Source organism: Enterococcus sp. AZ084, assembly GCF_051714905.1.
Lineage (GTDB): Bacteria > Bacillota > Bacilli > Lactobacillales > Enterococcaceae > Enterococcus_B > Enterococcus_B pernyi.
The window spans coordinates 1207556-1222668 of the sequence record NZ_JBIOSS010000001.1 but is presented as its reverse complement, the minus strand read 5'-3'; the positions used below and the strand labels follow the sequence as shown (position 1 = coordinate 1222668).

Annotated in this window: 14 protein-coding genes and 1 riboswitch; of the genes, 5 read left to right on the top strand and 9 right to left on the bottom strand. The window is 38.6% G+C overall.

All coding sequences use genetic code 11. The features are described 5' to 3' along the window. Window positions 1-53 precede the first annotated feature (53 nt). Window positions 54-151: riboswitch (purine riboswitch) on the bottom strand. Window positions 152-496: 345 nt separating this feature from the next. The 4 genes from IGI79_RS05780 to IGI79_RS05765 are packed head-to-tail and all read right to left on the bottom strand — an operon-like array spanning window position 497 to window position 3173. Next, entirely contained in the window at window positions 497-1174 is a 678-nt protein-coding gene (locus tag IGI79_RS05780; protein ID WP_010735691.1) for a hypothetical protein, read from the bottom strand. 24 nt (window positions 1175-1198) lie between these two features. Beyond that, window positions 1199-1813, bottom strand: coding sequence for a glycoside hydrolase family 73 protein (locus IGI79_RS05775; RefSeq protein WP_071867141.1), 615 nt, complete (start codon window positions 1811-1813; stop codon window positions 1199-1201). A gap of 9 nt (window positions 1814-1822) precedes the next feature. After that, the gene (locus tag IGI79_RS05770; RefSeq protein ID WP_104776287.1) at window positions 1823-2623 is read right to left on the bottom strand and encodes a M15 family metallopeptidase; all 801 of its coding nucleotides are present in this window, start codon (window positions 2621-2623) and stop codon (window positions 1823-1825) included. A 13-nt stretch (window positions 2624-2636) separates the two neighbouring features. Beyond that, window positions 2637-3173, bottom strand: a complete 537-nt coding sequence (locus IGI79_RS05765) for a hypothetical protein (RefSeq protein WP_019723461.1) — start codon at window positions 3171-3173, stop codon at window positions 2637-2639. Between the two features lie 196 nt (window positions 3174-3369). Here IGI79_RS05765 and IGI79_RS05760 point away from each other — a divergent pair, with 196 nt between their 5' ends. Next, window positions 3370-4329 carry a Gfo/Idh/MocA family protein gene (locus IGI79_RS05760; protein WP_104776286.1) on the top strand — a complete coding sequence of 320 codons (960 nt, stop codon included), beginning with the start codon at window positions 3370-3372 and terminating at the stop codon, window positions 4327-4329. A 57-nt stretch (window positions 4330-4386) separates the two neighbouring features. On the opposite strand, the gene IGI79_RS05755 is transcribed toward IGI79_RS05760, so the two are convergent. Continuing rightward, window positions 4387-5352 (bottom strand): aromatic acid exporter family protein, encoded by a 966-nt coding sequence (locus tag IGI79_RS05755; protein ID WP_195476261.1) that lies wholly within the window; start codon window positions 5350-5352, stop codon window positions 4387-4389. A gap of 109 nt (window positions 5353-5461) precedes the next feature. Here IGI79_RS05755 and IGI79_RS05750 point away from each other — a divergent pair, with 109 nt between their 5' ends. After that, window positions 5462-6064 (top strand): FUSC family protein, encoded by a 603-nt coding sequence (locus tag IGI79_RS05750; RefSeq protein WP_065096826.1) that lies wholly within the window; start codon window positions 5462-5464, stop codon window positions 6062-6064. On the opposite strand, the gene IGI79_RS05745 is transcribed toward IGI79_RS05750, so the two are convergent. The 3 genes from IGI79_RS05745 to IGI79_RS05735 all read right to left on the bottom strand — a co-directional run bounded on the left by IGI79_RS05745 (window position 5999) and on the right by IGI79_RS05735 (window position 9914). Continuing rightward, the gene (locus IGI79_RS05745; RefSeq protein ID WP_438845749.1) at window positions 5999-7747 is read right to left on the bottom strand and encodes an IS1182 family transposase; all 1749 of its coding nucleotides are present in this window, start codon (window positions 7745-7747) and stop codon (window positions 5999-6001) included. The two genes, IGI79_RS05750 and IGI79_RS05745, sit on opposite strands and share 66 nt — an antisense overlap. Window positions 7748-7894: 147 nt before the next feature. Further along, window positions 7895-9376 (bottom strand): flotillin family protein, encoded by a 1482-nt coding sequence (locus IGI79_RS05740; RefSeq protein WP_104872138.1) that lies wholly within the window; start codon window positions 9374-9376, stop codon window positions 7895-7897. Window positions 9377-9389: 13 nt separating this feature from the next. Next, window positions 9390-9914 carry an NfeD family protein gene (locus IGI79_RS05735; RefSeq protein ID WP_104872139.1) on the bottom strand — a complete coding sequence of 175 codons (525 nt, stop codon included), beginning with the start codon at window positions 9912-9914 and terminating at the stop codon, window positions 9390-9392. A gap of 126 nt (window positions 9915-10040) precedes the next feature. On the opposite strand from IGI79_RS05735, the gene IGI79_RS05730 reads away from it, so the two are divergent. Together IGI79_RS05730 and IGI79_RS05725 are read left to right on the top strand one after the other, a co-directional pair. Next, on the top strand, window positions 10041-10853 hold the full coding sequence (locus IGI79_RS05730; RefSeq protein WP_195476336.1) for a DNA/RNA non-specific endonuclease: 813 nt from the start codon (window positions 10041-10043) through the stop codon (window positions 10851-10853). A 9-nt stretch (window positions 10854-10862) separates the two neighbouring features. After that, complete coding sequence (locus IGI79_RS05725; RefSeq protein WP_195476334.1) at window positions 10863-11222, top strand: hypothetical protein; 360 nt, start codon at window positions 10863-10865, stop codon at window positions 11220-11222. A 270-nt stretch (window positions 11223-11492) separates the two neighbouring features. Here IGI79_RS05725 and IGI79_RS05720 read toward each other — a convergent pair whose 3' ends face one another. Next, window positions 11493-14084 carry an HAD-IC family P-type ATPase gene (locus IGI79_RS05720; protein ID WP_065096829.1) on the bottom strand — a complete coding sequence of 864 codons (2592 nt, stop codon included), beginning with the start codon at window positions 14082-14084 and terminating at the stop codon, window positions 11493-11495. A gap of 162 nt (window positions 14085-14246) precedes the next feature. On the opposite strand from IGI79_RS05720, the gene IGI79_RS05715 reads away from it, so the two are divergent. After that, window positions 14247-15035 (top strand): MerR family transcriptional regulator, encoded by a 789-nt coding sequence (locus tag IGI79_RS05715; protein WP_258080082.1) that lies wholly within the window; start codon window positions 14247-14249, stop codon window positions 15033-15035. The last annotated feature ends 78 nt before the right edge of the window (window positions 15036-15113 follow it).

Genomic DNA, 15113 nt, shown 5'->3' with positions numbered 1-15113 from the left:
CACTCACAATAGAAAAAAACATCTCTCCTGCTCATATATAAGCAAAAAAGATGGATCACTACTTTTTTACTTATAGTCCAACATTTACGGTGCTGGCTAGAAACTGTCATCCTTATTATGACGATATATAAGTCGTTTGATTATTCTATTGGTAAAAAATTGTTTCCAACAAACAAAATGGCTTGTTTTTTAAATGATGAAAACAGTCTAACACTTGTTTCTGAAACTTACAACCATATTTCTTGTATTTCTCATGAAGGATTTATCTTAAACATAAGACCTCTTAGAATCATTATCAAAACAAAAAAATGAACAAGCGAATCGCTAGCTGGCAAAAAAATCTCTTCATAACCAAAGAACTTCACTACTTTCTTAAATGCCATTTTTGCCAATCGATCATCTCATCAAAAACAAGCTATCAACCACACAAAAATTGAAGACATTTTTGTGGATGATAGCTTGTGTCATACCGCATGAAACACTATATTTTCTAAATTTAATTGGTTTTCTCGATTTTTCGATACTTGTCCATTTTACGACTGAATAACTCTCCGCTACTAGGTGGTGTGTAGGTGATCGCATTGGCGCCAGCTTCAATCGTTTCTTTGATGCTTTCTTCCGTGGGACCTCCAGTCGCAATAATTGGTAATTCTGGGTACTTTTCTCGGAAAAAGCGAACAGTGTCTGCTGTATCTTTTCCCGCACTGATATTGATGATCGTAATGCCTGCTGCCAATTTTTCGTCGATTTCCGAGTATTTAGACGTGACTGTACTGATTACCGGTATATCAACCACTTGACAGACATCATGGACAGTCTCTACTGGCGTTGGACCATTCAAGACTACGCCTAATGATCCTTGTGCTTCTGCAAAAAGGCTCATATATGCCGAACGCATCCCTTGTGTCAAGCCACCGCCGACACCTGAAAACACAGGGATATCCGCTGCTTCAATAATACTTTTCGTAATCGCCGGATGGGGTGTAAAAGGATAAACTGCGATCACCGCATTTGCATTGGTGTTTCTGATAATCGCAATATCCGTGGTGAAGATAATCGAACGTATCAACTTGCCAAAAATTTTAATACCACTTGCTTCCATAATGACCTCTGGGACTCTCACGATATCCTTACGTAATTCTGTCATTATTTCTGGAACAAATAAATCTGCCATCCGTCCACTTCCGTTCTTTTCTGATTATTGATCGTATTGATTTAACTGGTAAGTTTCAATCACATGTATGATTTTATCAGCATATGTCGGATCTGTCGCATATCCTGCCGCCTGTAACGCATGAGCTGCTTCAATATAATTGGTCGCAGTGATCACATTCGCATACAATGCAGGATTCCAATCGACACCATTGACAAATAAAGCTGTGTGGTCATCCATTGATTGTTCCCACGAAGAATAGACTCGAAAGTCTCCTTGGATGGTGATCCATTCTTCATTGATATATTCTTTTGTTTCCAGATTGACTTTTTCTTCGTTCCCAAACGCTTTGATACCGAACAAGTTCTTATATTTACTGGCAAGCGTACTATTGCCCCAATCAGATTCAAGGATGGCTTGCCCAATAATGATACTTGGCAAAACGCCATAGCCTTGTTGTAGTTCTTTCGCATGTGGAACTAATGCGTTGATAAATTCCTGATGAGTCAGTGTTTCTTGTTGCTGTGCTTCCGTAGAGTAGGGCGATGACAAACTTCTCAAAGAAAAAACAAAAGCCATCATGATCAACATACTCCCTAAAACTACAGCAAACCAGCGATTATTTTTACGCCTTTGTTTTTTCCATTTGTTTTTTGCCATCTCTTATTCCTACTTTTCTTTTAGTTGGTCCAAGTACTCCTCCATCGTTAAATCGTTTGATGTGATATATTCTGCACTTTCTTTGCCTACATAACGTAGGTGCCAAGGTTCGTAAGTGATTTTTGTAATATCTTCTCGACCTTTTGGATAACGGATGATAAAGCCATATTTAGAGGCATTGTCCGCAAGCCATTTCGCACCTGGTTCGTCACCATATTTTTCATCCAATACAGTATTGGGATAATTGTTGTACCATGTTTCATCGACCACATCCACAGCTAAACCTGTATGGTGTTCACTGTAACCCGGTTCTGTCATAGTTTTTTTCGTAATCGCGGTCGCCTCTTCTTCAGTGACTCCCTGACTACTCATCACCTGTTGGACATTTTGAGCGAACACCTCTTGTTGTGTCGCAACTGAGCGATAAGCCGATACCATAACTAAAGGAAAGCCCGCAGCTTTAGCTGCGTTAGCCAGTTCTTCATAATCAGCTTTAATACGTTTGTCGATCAGATAGCCATTATCTAGCGCAGCCAATTGGTTGGCTTCATCGATTTCTGTCTCGATTTTATGATCAGGTCCTACCAATACTAGCGACCAATCATCCAACTTAACATCTGGTAAATCACTAGAGGTTGCTTTTTTTGTTGCTTTTTCTGTACTTTCTTCTGTCGCACTCGTCGTATTTGTTTGTTCTGTCTTTGAATTATCAGCTTGAGCTTTCGTATCCGTCCGACTCTCACTAATAACCAGATAGCCCATCGCAACAATCATAATCACGACTGAGATAACGCCTAAAATTTTATTCACGCAAAAAATCCTTTCATTCCCTTTCTGGTTCCACTTTCTCACTCACGTAAGTTTCTTCCAGATTTTCATTTACCCAATCTAACAACTCGATTTTCTCCCCTTCGATTTGCTTTTGAACTTCTGCTGGTAATCGAAAGTTCAAAATGTCATCATAACCCCACTCATCATATTGAATACTGACTTTCAAGTCAAGATATCCATTGACAATTTGATCATTTTTTAAAGGGAGCAACTCTACATTCGCACTGCCACTACTTACCCATTTCTGAGCAATACGTGTTTTGATTTGCTTATATTCGGCTACTGCAACGTTTCTTTTTTCAGGGAAAATAATGGTTTGACGTAGAATTTTTTGCGTCAACATCCATTCATAGTCCGTAAAAAGATTTTTCACTTTTTGCATAGCCTCGGACGGTAAGTTTTGTTCACCACGCTTCCAAGCTTGCCAAGTTGTTTCATCCACCAATAGATAAGTATCTAAGAAATTTTCTTCTGTTTCAAATTGTTCGAGTAAAACACTCATAATAAGATCAACGTATACTTGATGCATCGCAATCTCCTCCTCCTTCTTATTCTACTTAAATTAAGTTAAAAAATCATCTATTAGAACATTTCTTTCACCTTTTTTTAGAAAGCAATTCTTCAGAACGATGGGATGTCCTTTTTTTGATATAATAATAGCGAAACCAAGAGTATTCAACTAAATACCCTTATATTAAATATATCACGTCAAGGAGAGATGAAAAATGAAAAAATACCAATGGGGCATTGTCGGTCTAGGATCGATTGCTAACGAATTTGCAGAAAACTTCGATCAAACATCAAGTGAATTGGTTGCTGTTGCATCACGAACTTTGGAAAAAGCACAGGATTTTGCTACACGCCATTCTATCAAAAAAGCGTATGGCGATTATCGTGAAATGTTGCAAGATGCTGAGGTTGATATCGTGTATATCGCCGTTCCGAATCGTCAACATATCGACTATATCCTTCCTGCCTTGGAAGCTGGGAAACATGTCTTATGCGAAAAAGCCATCACGATGAATAAGGCAGAACTTCAACAAGCCATCCAATTAGCCGAACAAAAACAGCTGATCTTGGCAGAAGCGATGACGATTTTCAACATGCCTTTGTATCATCAACTTCGTTCAATGATCGATTCAGGCAAGTTAGGTGCATTAAAGATGATCCAAGCACCTTTTGGCAGTTACAAAGAACCTGATCCGACCAACCGCTTCTTCAACCCTGATTTAGCAGGTGGAGCATTACTTGACATTGGAACCTATGCTGTTTCATTTGCTCGATTCTTTTTGAGCTCACAACCGGAAGTCATCGCCTCTCGTATGATTCCATTTAAAACAGGTGTCGATGAACAATCTGTAACGATCTTGCAAAATAAAGAAAATGAACTAGCTACGATCAACCTGACCTTCCAAGCAAAAATGCCAAAAGTCGGAATCGTTGCTTTTGAAAATGGGTATATCTCGATCAATGATTATCCTAGAGCTGACCAAGCCGAAATCATTTATACTGACGGTACAAAAGAATTGATCGAAAGTGGTCATCGTGCGCAAGCAATGAATTATGAAATTGAAAATATGGTAAAAATGATCGAAGGAGAACTTCCAAACCGTTCCCTGTACTTAACCACCGAAGTGATTGCACTCTTAGATGATATGCAAGAGCATTGGAAGAATAACAAATAAACAAAATAAAAATAAGACGAAGCGAGAATGGTCTTCTCATCGCTTCGTCTTATTTGTTCACTTTTCCGCATCCACTATCATCTGCTGAGAAAATTCTACTTTTATTTCAATAAAACTTTTGAATGACTGTAAAAACTGAAACAATTCCGCACGATCTTCAAATTCACTTCGAGTAGTCGGCAATGGCATTTGACGATACATTCCATAGACCTCTTCGATCCGTGTCAATATTTCTTTGCCATCATTTGATTCAGAAAATGTCTCAGCTGTATAGATCAACAAGCCGTATATATGGTCGCTATAAGGCACTGGGTCCTGGATATAAGCTAAATTTTCTTGCATATCTTGGATCACATTGATCTGAGCCCGTCGCATAGAAAAATAGGTTTCATAGTATTGATTTTGTCTAAGCAAGTTATTCTCTTGGTGATTCCGTGCATATGCTTGGCTTTCTCGAATATAAACTTGTAATTCTTTGCATAACCCTTGATTTTCGTAAGCTTCGCCAGAAAGCAAAAAGTCTGCCATATTCTTCAAAAGAAGACGAAATCGCTCTTCAATGATCATTTGATTTTCCTTTAAACGTTTTTTACTATCTGGCATATAGACATTAGATAACAAAGCAAAGCCTACGCCAATGATCATCAAGGCTGCTTCGTTTGTGATCAATTGCCAACTCATACTTTGTTCACTAAGATAATGAGTGATCAAGACTGAGTTTACAACGATTCCTTCTGTCAATTTGAACCGCACGGCGATTGGAATAAAAAATAATAGAAAGACACTGAAACTGATGATTCGATAGCCAAAAAGAGTAAAGCACAAAAAGGCAATCAGTGTGGCAACAATAAATGCAGCGATTCGATAGATCCCAGTCATCAAGGTGGAGCGACGAGTATTCCCTACACTCAACAATGCTATAATACCGGCAGACGGCCAGAACAACAAAGAAAAGTAGTTGGCAACCAACATGGAAGCAAATACACTGATGACCGTTTTTACCGTTCTCATTCCAATACGCATGATCGGCTCCTTTCTTTTTATTGAATTATACTAAATTCATCCATGAAAAACTAGCAATCCAAGGTAAGTTTAGTTATGATATTGTAAAGAACGTAAAGGAGAGTATACTATGCAATTTGGACGCTTTCGACTTGGTATGCGTACAATGAAGAGTGCTTTAGCCGTTTTCTTATGTATTTTGATCTTTCATCTCTTTGATCGTGGCATTCCAATGATTGCTGCCCTATCTGCTGTTTTTTCCTTGCGCCAAGATTTGACTACGACCTTTTCTTTTGGTCGTTCCCGTATTATTGGCAATCTACTTGGTGGCGGATTAGGAATTTTTTATTTTTTTGTTAAAAGTTATTTTCACAATGATTTTTTAGTTGAATTGATCGTTTTACCTCTTTTAGTAATCATTGTGATCGTCTTATCTGACGGTATCAATAATAATTCTGGGATCATTGCTGCTATCGCAACACTATTACTAATCTCTTTAAGCATCCCCCAAGGTGAATCAGCGTTCTATGCGATTGAGCGGGTTTTCGATACATTTATCGGGACATTTATTGCTATCGGTATCAATTTTTGTTTGCGTCCACCAGAAGTTGAAAAAAAAGAAGAGATTGTCGAAGACTTGGAAGAATTAAGAAAAAAAGAACAGGCTTTACTTGAAAATCTTGAAGAAGTAAAAGCACAGATCCGTGAGCAAAATGAAAAAAATAGCAAATAAAAATGAAAGAGAGTGGGACATTAGTCCTTCCTCAAAAATAGAAATGAGTCCAATTTTGATGTATTTTGTCAAAATTGGACTCGTTTTCGTTTGTATTCGCACATTTCTCTCCATGTACTTCCCTAATTTTCTCAGATTTAATGCCATAAGTGCCAAACCCACATCAATCGTCGCTCCTTGTTTTCCTCGTAAGTGAAAACGATGGAACGCTAAGTGAGCCTTTAGATGACCAAACACTGGTTCGACATCGACTTTTCGTCGACGGTAAATCGCACCGGTTTTTTCCTCCAAAAGCTTCTTTTTGCATTCTGCTTTAAAATAGCGCCAAGAATTATTCACTAGAAGCTGCCGCTTTTGTGTGCCTTTCGAACGGGTACATTGACTCCGGACTGGACAAGCTCGACAATCTTCGCATTCATACACTTTGAAATCTCGGACAAAGCCTCCTTTATCTTTTCTCCGACTATAGCCTTTGAACGGGACAGGTCGCTTTGCTGGGCAAATATACTCATCTTGTTCTTGCAGATAGCGCCAATTTTCTACGTTGAACGGATTCTCCTTGTTCTTCTTTTTGCTTTCTTTGTAATACGTACTGTAGGTGATCAAGGGTGTTTTATGTAGAACATCATGGATATACATATAATTTTGTTCGCTCCCATAACCTGCATCAGCTACAATATATTCTGGTAGCTCTTTATGTTGTTCTAAAAAACTATCTAAAAATGGCGCTAAGGTTTTAGTGTCCGTTGGATTTGGGAATAAGTCATAGGCTAAGATATACTGGTTTTCTGTCGCAATTTGTAGATTATATCCTGGTTTTAGCTGTCCATTACGCATATAATCGTCTTTCATTCGCATAAAGGTGGCGTCCGTATCTGTTTTAGAAAAGCTGTTTCGTTCTTGGAAGAGACGACGATATCGTTCATATTTTTGTTTTCTTGGTAGGTAATCCGCTTGTACTTGTCGAAGGTATTTTTTATAGACTCGTCTTTTTCTCTTTAACTGACTTTGCTTTTTTGGGGATTGTTCCTGGGCTAATTGTGTATTTGTTTCATGGAGTTCAGCTTCTAGATGATGAGCGACTTCTTCTAGTTGGTCGCTCGACAATCCATCGGATTGCTCTTCCTCTTTTAAACAAGGGAGAATCTCTTCTTGATAGAGCGCTTGGTAGAATGCTTCAGATTTTTCATCTAAAGCACGTTCGTATCGAGTAGCTGCTTTTCGCCAAACAAAGCTAAACTTATTGGCGTCCGCTTCAATTTTCGTGCCATCAATAAAAATCGCTTCGTTATCGATGACTTGATTCGTAATCAACTGACGACGAAATAGAACAAAGGCTTCAGCTAACAACTGAGCGGTTGTCTCATGATTTCGAAATCGGTTGATCGTGCGGTAGCTAACTTGTTCGTGATTGGCTAACCAACGCATCCGATAGCTATCGTCTAAAAGGAATTCAATCTTTCGACCAGAAAAAACACGTTGGGTATAGGCATAAAGAAGAATCTTTAACATCATTTTTGGATGATAGGCAGGACGCCCAAGTTGGTGTTCTAATTCATCGAAGAGGTGTGGAGGGATTGCTTCAACTAAAGAATTGACGGCAAACGCAACATCAGTTTCAGGAATAAACTGTTCCATATCTAGTGGTAAAGTGGTTTGATTAATGGTATAATTTTTGAACATAAGGCACACTCCTTTTTGATTGGGTTTAGTCACTTTAATCATACAAGGTTGTGTGCTTTTTTGTGTTCCTAAAATTCAAAAATACGCAAAAAAAGTGGGACAATAATCAGATTTTCTTCTGATTATTGTCCCACTCTCTTTCTTAAGTTATTCTTTCGGTTCATTTGATCCTTCATAGACATTCAATTGTCTAGAATTTCCACGAGTGGAAAGGTTCTCGATAATATCTTTGATGTCCAATCCAGTTGTTTCTTTCAATGTTTCTTGTGTCGTAGACAACAAGTTTGTCGCATAGCTTGTCACTCGATTGGCGCCACCTGCTTCACCTGAGGAATTACCTGTGTCAACAACAGAGATTTTTTCGATATTTCCTAGAGGTTGTGCCGCTTCACGCATCAATTGAGGCAACATTTCGATCACCATGCTAAGCACAGCAGCTTCTCCGTATTCTTTGAACGCATCTGCGATTTTTTGCTTCGCTTCCGCTTCCGCTTTCCCTTTTGCTAACGTTGCTTCTGCCTCGGCTTGTCCAGCTAAACGAGTTTGATTGGCTTGTGCTTGGGCTAATGCTTCGATTCTAAATTGTTCTGCTTCTGCCTCTGTCACTTCTTTGACTTTTTGCGCTTGTGCTTCTTGTTCTTTGGCGTAACGATCCGCATCGGCTTTTTTCTTCACTTCAGAATCGTATTGTTTTTCCCGACGAATGATTTCTTTTTCTTCTAATTCGATTTGTTTTTGACGTTCAACGACTTTTACTTGCATTTCTTGTTCGATTACTTGTTGTTGTTCTCTGGCACTTTCTAAATTATACGCTTGGTCGGCTTTTGCTCGTGCCACATCTTGTTCCTGCTTGTAGGCAGCTAGTTTCAATTCTTTTTCTTTTAAAGATTCGGCGATCTCTGTTTGACGTTGTAATTCAGCAGCCTGAGATTCTTTCTCAGCTTGCGCTTTTTTGATACGCGTTTCTTTTAAGGCTTCTGCCTCTGCAATATCAGCATCACGTTTGACTTGAGCGATCCGTGGTTTCCCTAAAGAATCCAAATAACCATTCTTATCACGGACTTCTTTGATCGTGAATGAAACAATGATCAAGCCCATTTTCGCTAGATCCACCGAGGCAACTTCTTGCACGCTTTGGCTGAATTTGTCACGATTTTGATAGATTTCTTCCACCGTCATCGAACCTAGGATCGACCGCAAGTGACCTTCTAATACTTCACGCGCTTCATTTTCAAGTTCTTCTCGCGTTTTCCCTAGAAATTGTTCCGCTGCTGTCGCAATTTCTTCTACAGAAGAACCGATCTTGATGATCGAAGTTCCATCACACATCACAGGAACACCCTGCTCCGTATAAACTTCTGGGGTAGATACGTCTAATTTACTTGATAATAAACTGATGCGATTCGAACGTTGGAAAACTGGTAGTACGAATGCACCTCCACCGCGGACGATTTTGATTTTATTATTACTCTCATCGGCATGGACATTTTTACTTCCTAAATAACTACCACTGATGATCAATGCTTCGTCCGGCTTTGCCGTTTGGTACTTAGCGACAAAGACGATCAATAACATTAAAACGATCAATACTGCTAAAACAATAGCAACAAACACTCCAGATATTTCCATTTCTTCCACTCCTTTACATTTTCAACATACTTTCGTACGGTGTAACATAACAAACACGGTCTCTTACTTCAATGATCAACACCTTTTCGCCACGTCCGATCATCGACTCTTGAGGTGTATAAAAACAAGCCGGGCGACTGATTGAACCAGTAACACTTTTTAATTGGATCTCTCCCATTCCTTGGATCGGTATCGGCGTCACCACTGTCGCGATTTGACCTTCTAATGATTTTTCAGAAGTTGATAGCGTCGATTCTGCATGCTTCATCGGCATCAAGATATAAAAATTCAACAAAAAAACTAAAACGGTTGCAATAATCGCGCTGATTACGAAAACCACTAACGAGGACTGGTCGGTCAAGGATTCACCTAAATATCCTAATAAACTGGTAAAAGTCAACCAGGGAACGATCAGCATCGGGTCGATAGGTCCGTCGAAATCAAAGACATCTCCAAAAATAACAAGTAACACTGCAATCCCAGCACATATGAGTAAAACGTACCAGTAAATCGTGATGATTGCGATTCCTCCTATCATCTCATTCGCCTCCTTTGTGTACATGAATATCATATCATACTAACCTATATAATTAACCTACTTTGGATAAAGTTTTCACTTTTAGTCCACTTGATTTTGGATTATACTAACAAAGGAGGTGGAAGAATGAAAAATTTAAAAAAACTATGGGGCACATTGATCTCTATAGTTGTTTTTGGCGCAATCGGCTTTATCGGAATGGATCTAGTGAATGTAGAACAACCGATCTCAAGGGATTACAGTGAATCTAGCTATACTGATTCAATTGATAGTGAATCGGGAGTTTCAACTGCCCAACGATCAAACATGAGTACATATAGTATGGAATCTTCTGATAAACCAGTCGAAAGTACAACCAAAAGTGAAGCTACTATCACAAGTAGTATACCTGACTCATCTGAACCAAGAAACAACGGCTTACCCCAAGAAGAAGACTTAGCCCCGACTGGAAACAATCCTGGTCCACAAGAATTAGGGAGAGCTTCCTTTGATTTAGCTGAACTTGCAACAAACAAAGGTTGGATCGAATACCATGAGCTTGATCAATTAGGACGTCCAACTGGTGCAGATGCCTTATTGGAAAAATCAATGATCAATACCGGTACCAGTGCAAATCGTGATATTCGTCCTCCTGGGTTTATTTCCGGACCCAGATATGACCATTCTCGTGGACATCTGATTGCTAAACAATTTGGTGGTAGTGGCGACGATGAAAGAAATTTAGTTACTTTGTTTCAATTTCCAGTCAATGATCCCTACATGAACTATTATGAATTGAAAATTCGCAGAGCATTGAATCATGGAGAAACGATTCGCTACCGTGTTACTCCACATTATGTTGGTGATGAACTCATCCCTGAAAGTGTCGAGTTAGAGGCAAAAGGGTCAAACAAGAACACAAGCATTGACTTTACTGTCTTGATACCAAATGAAAAGTAGGTGGAACGATTGTTTGAACAGTTGGACAAAAACAATACATTAGAACAGACACTTGCTTGGCTTAAAGAGGAACAGCTTTATGATTATGAAGAACTTGTCTTTTTCCCTTCTGCCAAACACTTCAAAGCTAGCGTTTTGCGTACAATCGAATTTACCTCGTGGGATAAAGAGGATATCGTGAATCTCCTTTCCTCCTTTCGCTTAGTTGCTCGAACGATCGATGGTGATTATCTCTTAGCAAACGAAAAGACAGTTTGTCTGTTTCCTCGCTCTCATCAAAAAGAGGAAATCAAGCGATTCAACGGGAGTTTAGCCGATCTACTAATAAGATACGCAAACTCTTCGAAAGCGATTGTCGAATTTTTTTAACTTTCTACTAACTAAGTTTGCTCGCATTAACAATGACAGACTGGGGCTTTATATTTAAACATTTAACAAAAAACGTATCGCGCATGTTTAGGTATATGAAACAGAATAACGTACAAAAAAACGTCTGAAATGATCATTCTCATTTCGGACGTTTTTACTAACTTATTTTATAAACTAATTTCTTCTTCCAACGTTACTTGGGTTTAGTGTGAGTAAAAAGCACCTAGTTACTTTGGTATCTTTCTATGTTTTTTTCAATAATATGGATGATCAAGCACCTACCCTGTAACTTCTAGCTGATAAAACATATTTTTCGATTTCTACTAAGAAGAATAAAAGTAATCCAGGTAAAAGACTGATGACGACTTCCGTACTTGATAGTAGGTTTGTTCCTAAAGCCATTCGTAATGGTGGGAACCAGATCATCGCGGCTTGAAGCAAGATCATGATCCCAATTGAATAAAACAATGCGGTATTTTTCCATAATCCTCTATCTAAACTAAATTCGCTGATCCTACGACAATTGATCATGTAGAACGCTTGACCAAACACCATCGCATTGATCAACACCGTCTGACGTGCATCGTTTGAGACATATTCCATCGCAGTTAAACCTAAGATCGTCAAGATCATCCCTACATACAAAATGCGCATCAACGCATATCGTGACAAAATCCGTTCATTCAATGGTCGTGGTCGTCGACTCATCACTTGTTTTTCTGCCCGTTCAAATCCTAAAGCATAGGACAAGGTGATCGAAGCAACTAGATTCAACCATAGGATTTGCACAGTCGTCAACGGTAATGGGTAGTTTCCGATCAATGAGAAAAGTAACAATAATCCTTGCGCCAAACATGTTGGTAAATAAAAGAGGATCGTTTTCTTCAAGTTGTCGAATATCCGACGTCCTTCTTTGACTGCATAAGCGATCGTCTCAAAATTATCATCGACTAAAACCATATCTGCTGCTTGCTTACTAACATCGCTCCCTTTGATTCCCATAGCAATCCCGACGTCAGCTTTTTTCAATGCTGGTGCATCATTTACACCATCGCCGGTCATCCCAACAATTTCACCTTGCGCTTGTAGATGAGAAACGATTGCCAATTTATGTTCTGGTGTGGTTCGCGCAAATACATCGTTTTCACTTACTGCTCGTTGCCATTGTTGCTCTGACAGTTGATTCAGCTCTTTTCCTGTGATTGCTGTTTGATGATTTTGCAATCCTAGTTGTTTTGCGATGGCTTTCGCTGTCAGTGGATGATCGCCTGTGATCATTTTGACACGTATTCCAGCTTGTTGCATTGATTTCACTGCTTCGATTGCTGACTCTTTTGGTGGGTCGATCACACCGCATAAGCCAATCATCATCAATGCTTCATCTAGTGCATCATGAGATAAGTCTTCATCGCCGATTTCTTTCATCGCAAAAGCTAACACACGTTGCCCTTGACTCGCTAAATCCTCATTTTTCTTATGCCAACGTTTTTTATCGATCGACTGGCTCATACCTCTAGCATCCATTTGTTGTCCCGCTTTTTCGATCAATACATCCGGTGCACCTTTTACGAACAAGATTTTCTTGCCATTGATCTCATGAACAGTTCCCATGTATTTATACGCTGAATCAAAAGGAATTTTGGCAATAGGTGAATGGATTATTGCCTGTTGCGTATTTGTATAACGTAATAATGCAAGTTCTGTTGCATTTCCTGTTTCAGGACAATCTCCATCTGCTAATTGTGTTTCTTGACAATTATGCATCGCTTGTAACAAATATTCTTCGACTTTTGTATGTGCTACTTGTGTAAATGATTCAGGCGTATACCAATCATTTAGTGTCGCTATATGAACTAAAGACATTTCATTTTTTGTCAATGTCCCTGTCTTATCTGAACAAATAACCGTCATCGCACCTAAGGTTTCTACTGTAGGCAATGTTTTTACAATGGCATTCTTCTTTGCCATTCGATTCACGCCAATCGACAAAATGATCGTTAAAATCGACGGCAGGCCTTCTGGAATCGAAGAAACGATCAAAGCAATGATCGCCGTAGCAATATAGCCCCATGTCATACCGTAATAAAAATACGAAACAAGAGCAATTAATAAAATCAACGCACTGATTCCTTTAAATATACTTGTATTCATTTCTTTGATTTTCTTCAATAACGGGGTTTCTTGTTCTTCAACAGTTGATAAAGAATGACTGATTTTACCGATTTGAGTATTCGAACCTACTTCAACAACGACACCTAATCCATTGCCAGATTCAACTTTTGTGCCCGAAAAAGCCATATTTACTTGTTCAGCTAATTCTGTATTTTCAGGTAAGCTATCAACAGTTTTGCTGACAGAATGTGTTTCTCCTGTTAAAATCGCCTCATCCACTTGTAAATTGAATGATTCGATGATCCGAACATCTGCTGGTACGATATCTCCAGCAGTCAAGACTACTTGATCGCCGACGACCAAGTCTGCCGGATCGATCTCTCGTTTTTTACCATCTTCTAAAATCACTGCTTTATCACTCAATAATCCTTTGATACTATCTAAAGAAGAAGCTGCTTTTCGTTCTTGGAAGTACCCGATCATCGCATTTAGAAAAACAACTAAAAAGATCATGCCACCTTCCATCAATGCACCAGTTGCAACTTTCAATATCGCTGCCCCTAATAAGATGTACATCAACGCGTCATGGAAATAAGATAAGAATTTTTGCCATTCTGGTGTTTGATCTTTTTCTTCCATTTTATTTTTTCCATATTTTTGTTGACGTTCCAGCCGATCACTCTCTGTGATATATTCTGTGACTTGAACTTGTTTGATTGTTTCTTCCGTTGACTTGTTATACCATTCCATACTTTTTCTCCTCCAACACTGACTAATCTATAATCAGCTTACAGGTTAGAGTAACTCTAAGGTCAAGGGTTTTGTGTAAATAATTTAAAAATACTCGCTTTTTTGAATCAACTAATAGTAAAATGAGGAACAGATATAAAGTATAAATAAAATCAAACGGAAGTGAATCGATTGAAAATCAATGAATTAGCAAAATTATACGATATTACCCCACATACTTTACGTTACTATGAAAAAATCGGTTTGATCCAACCAGATTATGACGATAACGGTTATCGAAATTATTCGTACAAAGAATTAGAACAACTAAATACGATTCGCGATCTGCGATATTTTGATGTTTCTTTGCCTGAGATCGTCGAATATCTGAATAATAAAAATATCGATCGAACAAAAGAACTTTTACGATTTGAAATTGATTCTTTGCATCGTTTGATTGCAGAATCAAAAGAAAAAATCGCCTTATTAGATGATCGCTTACAGTTGATCTATGAAGTAGAAGATACTCCATTCAATCAACCGATCGTGATGGAACATCAATTACGTCAAGTCATCAAAGACGATGAAATGACGACTAGCGATGATGTCGATTACGCATTGAAACAACTGCATAAAAAACATGAGAAACACCTCAGTGCCAACAATCAAAATTTATTTGGAAGTATCTTACATGAAGAGTCAGATCCTTTTGCCTATCAAGTCTTTTATTTCTATCCAGAAACTGCCTCTTTGATCAATGAGGTATCCACGTTACCATCCGGGAAATACTTGACCTACACTTACCAAGGAGCCTATGAGCAACAAGTCACAGGCATTCAAGAAATGAAAAAATATGCACAAACACATCAACTAGAATTAAAAGGTCCATTTTATGAACTCTATCTCGTAGATTTCCATGAAACCAATGACCAGAATGAATTTATTACACGCTTAGAAGTATTGATCCAGTAACCAACTATTTATCTAAAAAACACCACAAAAAAACAGCCAAAAGAGAGTAAAGCTAGGAGTTGCTTCTTCCTTTTGGCT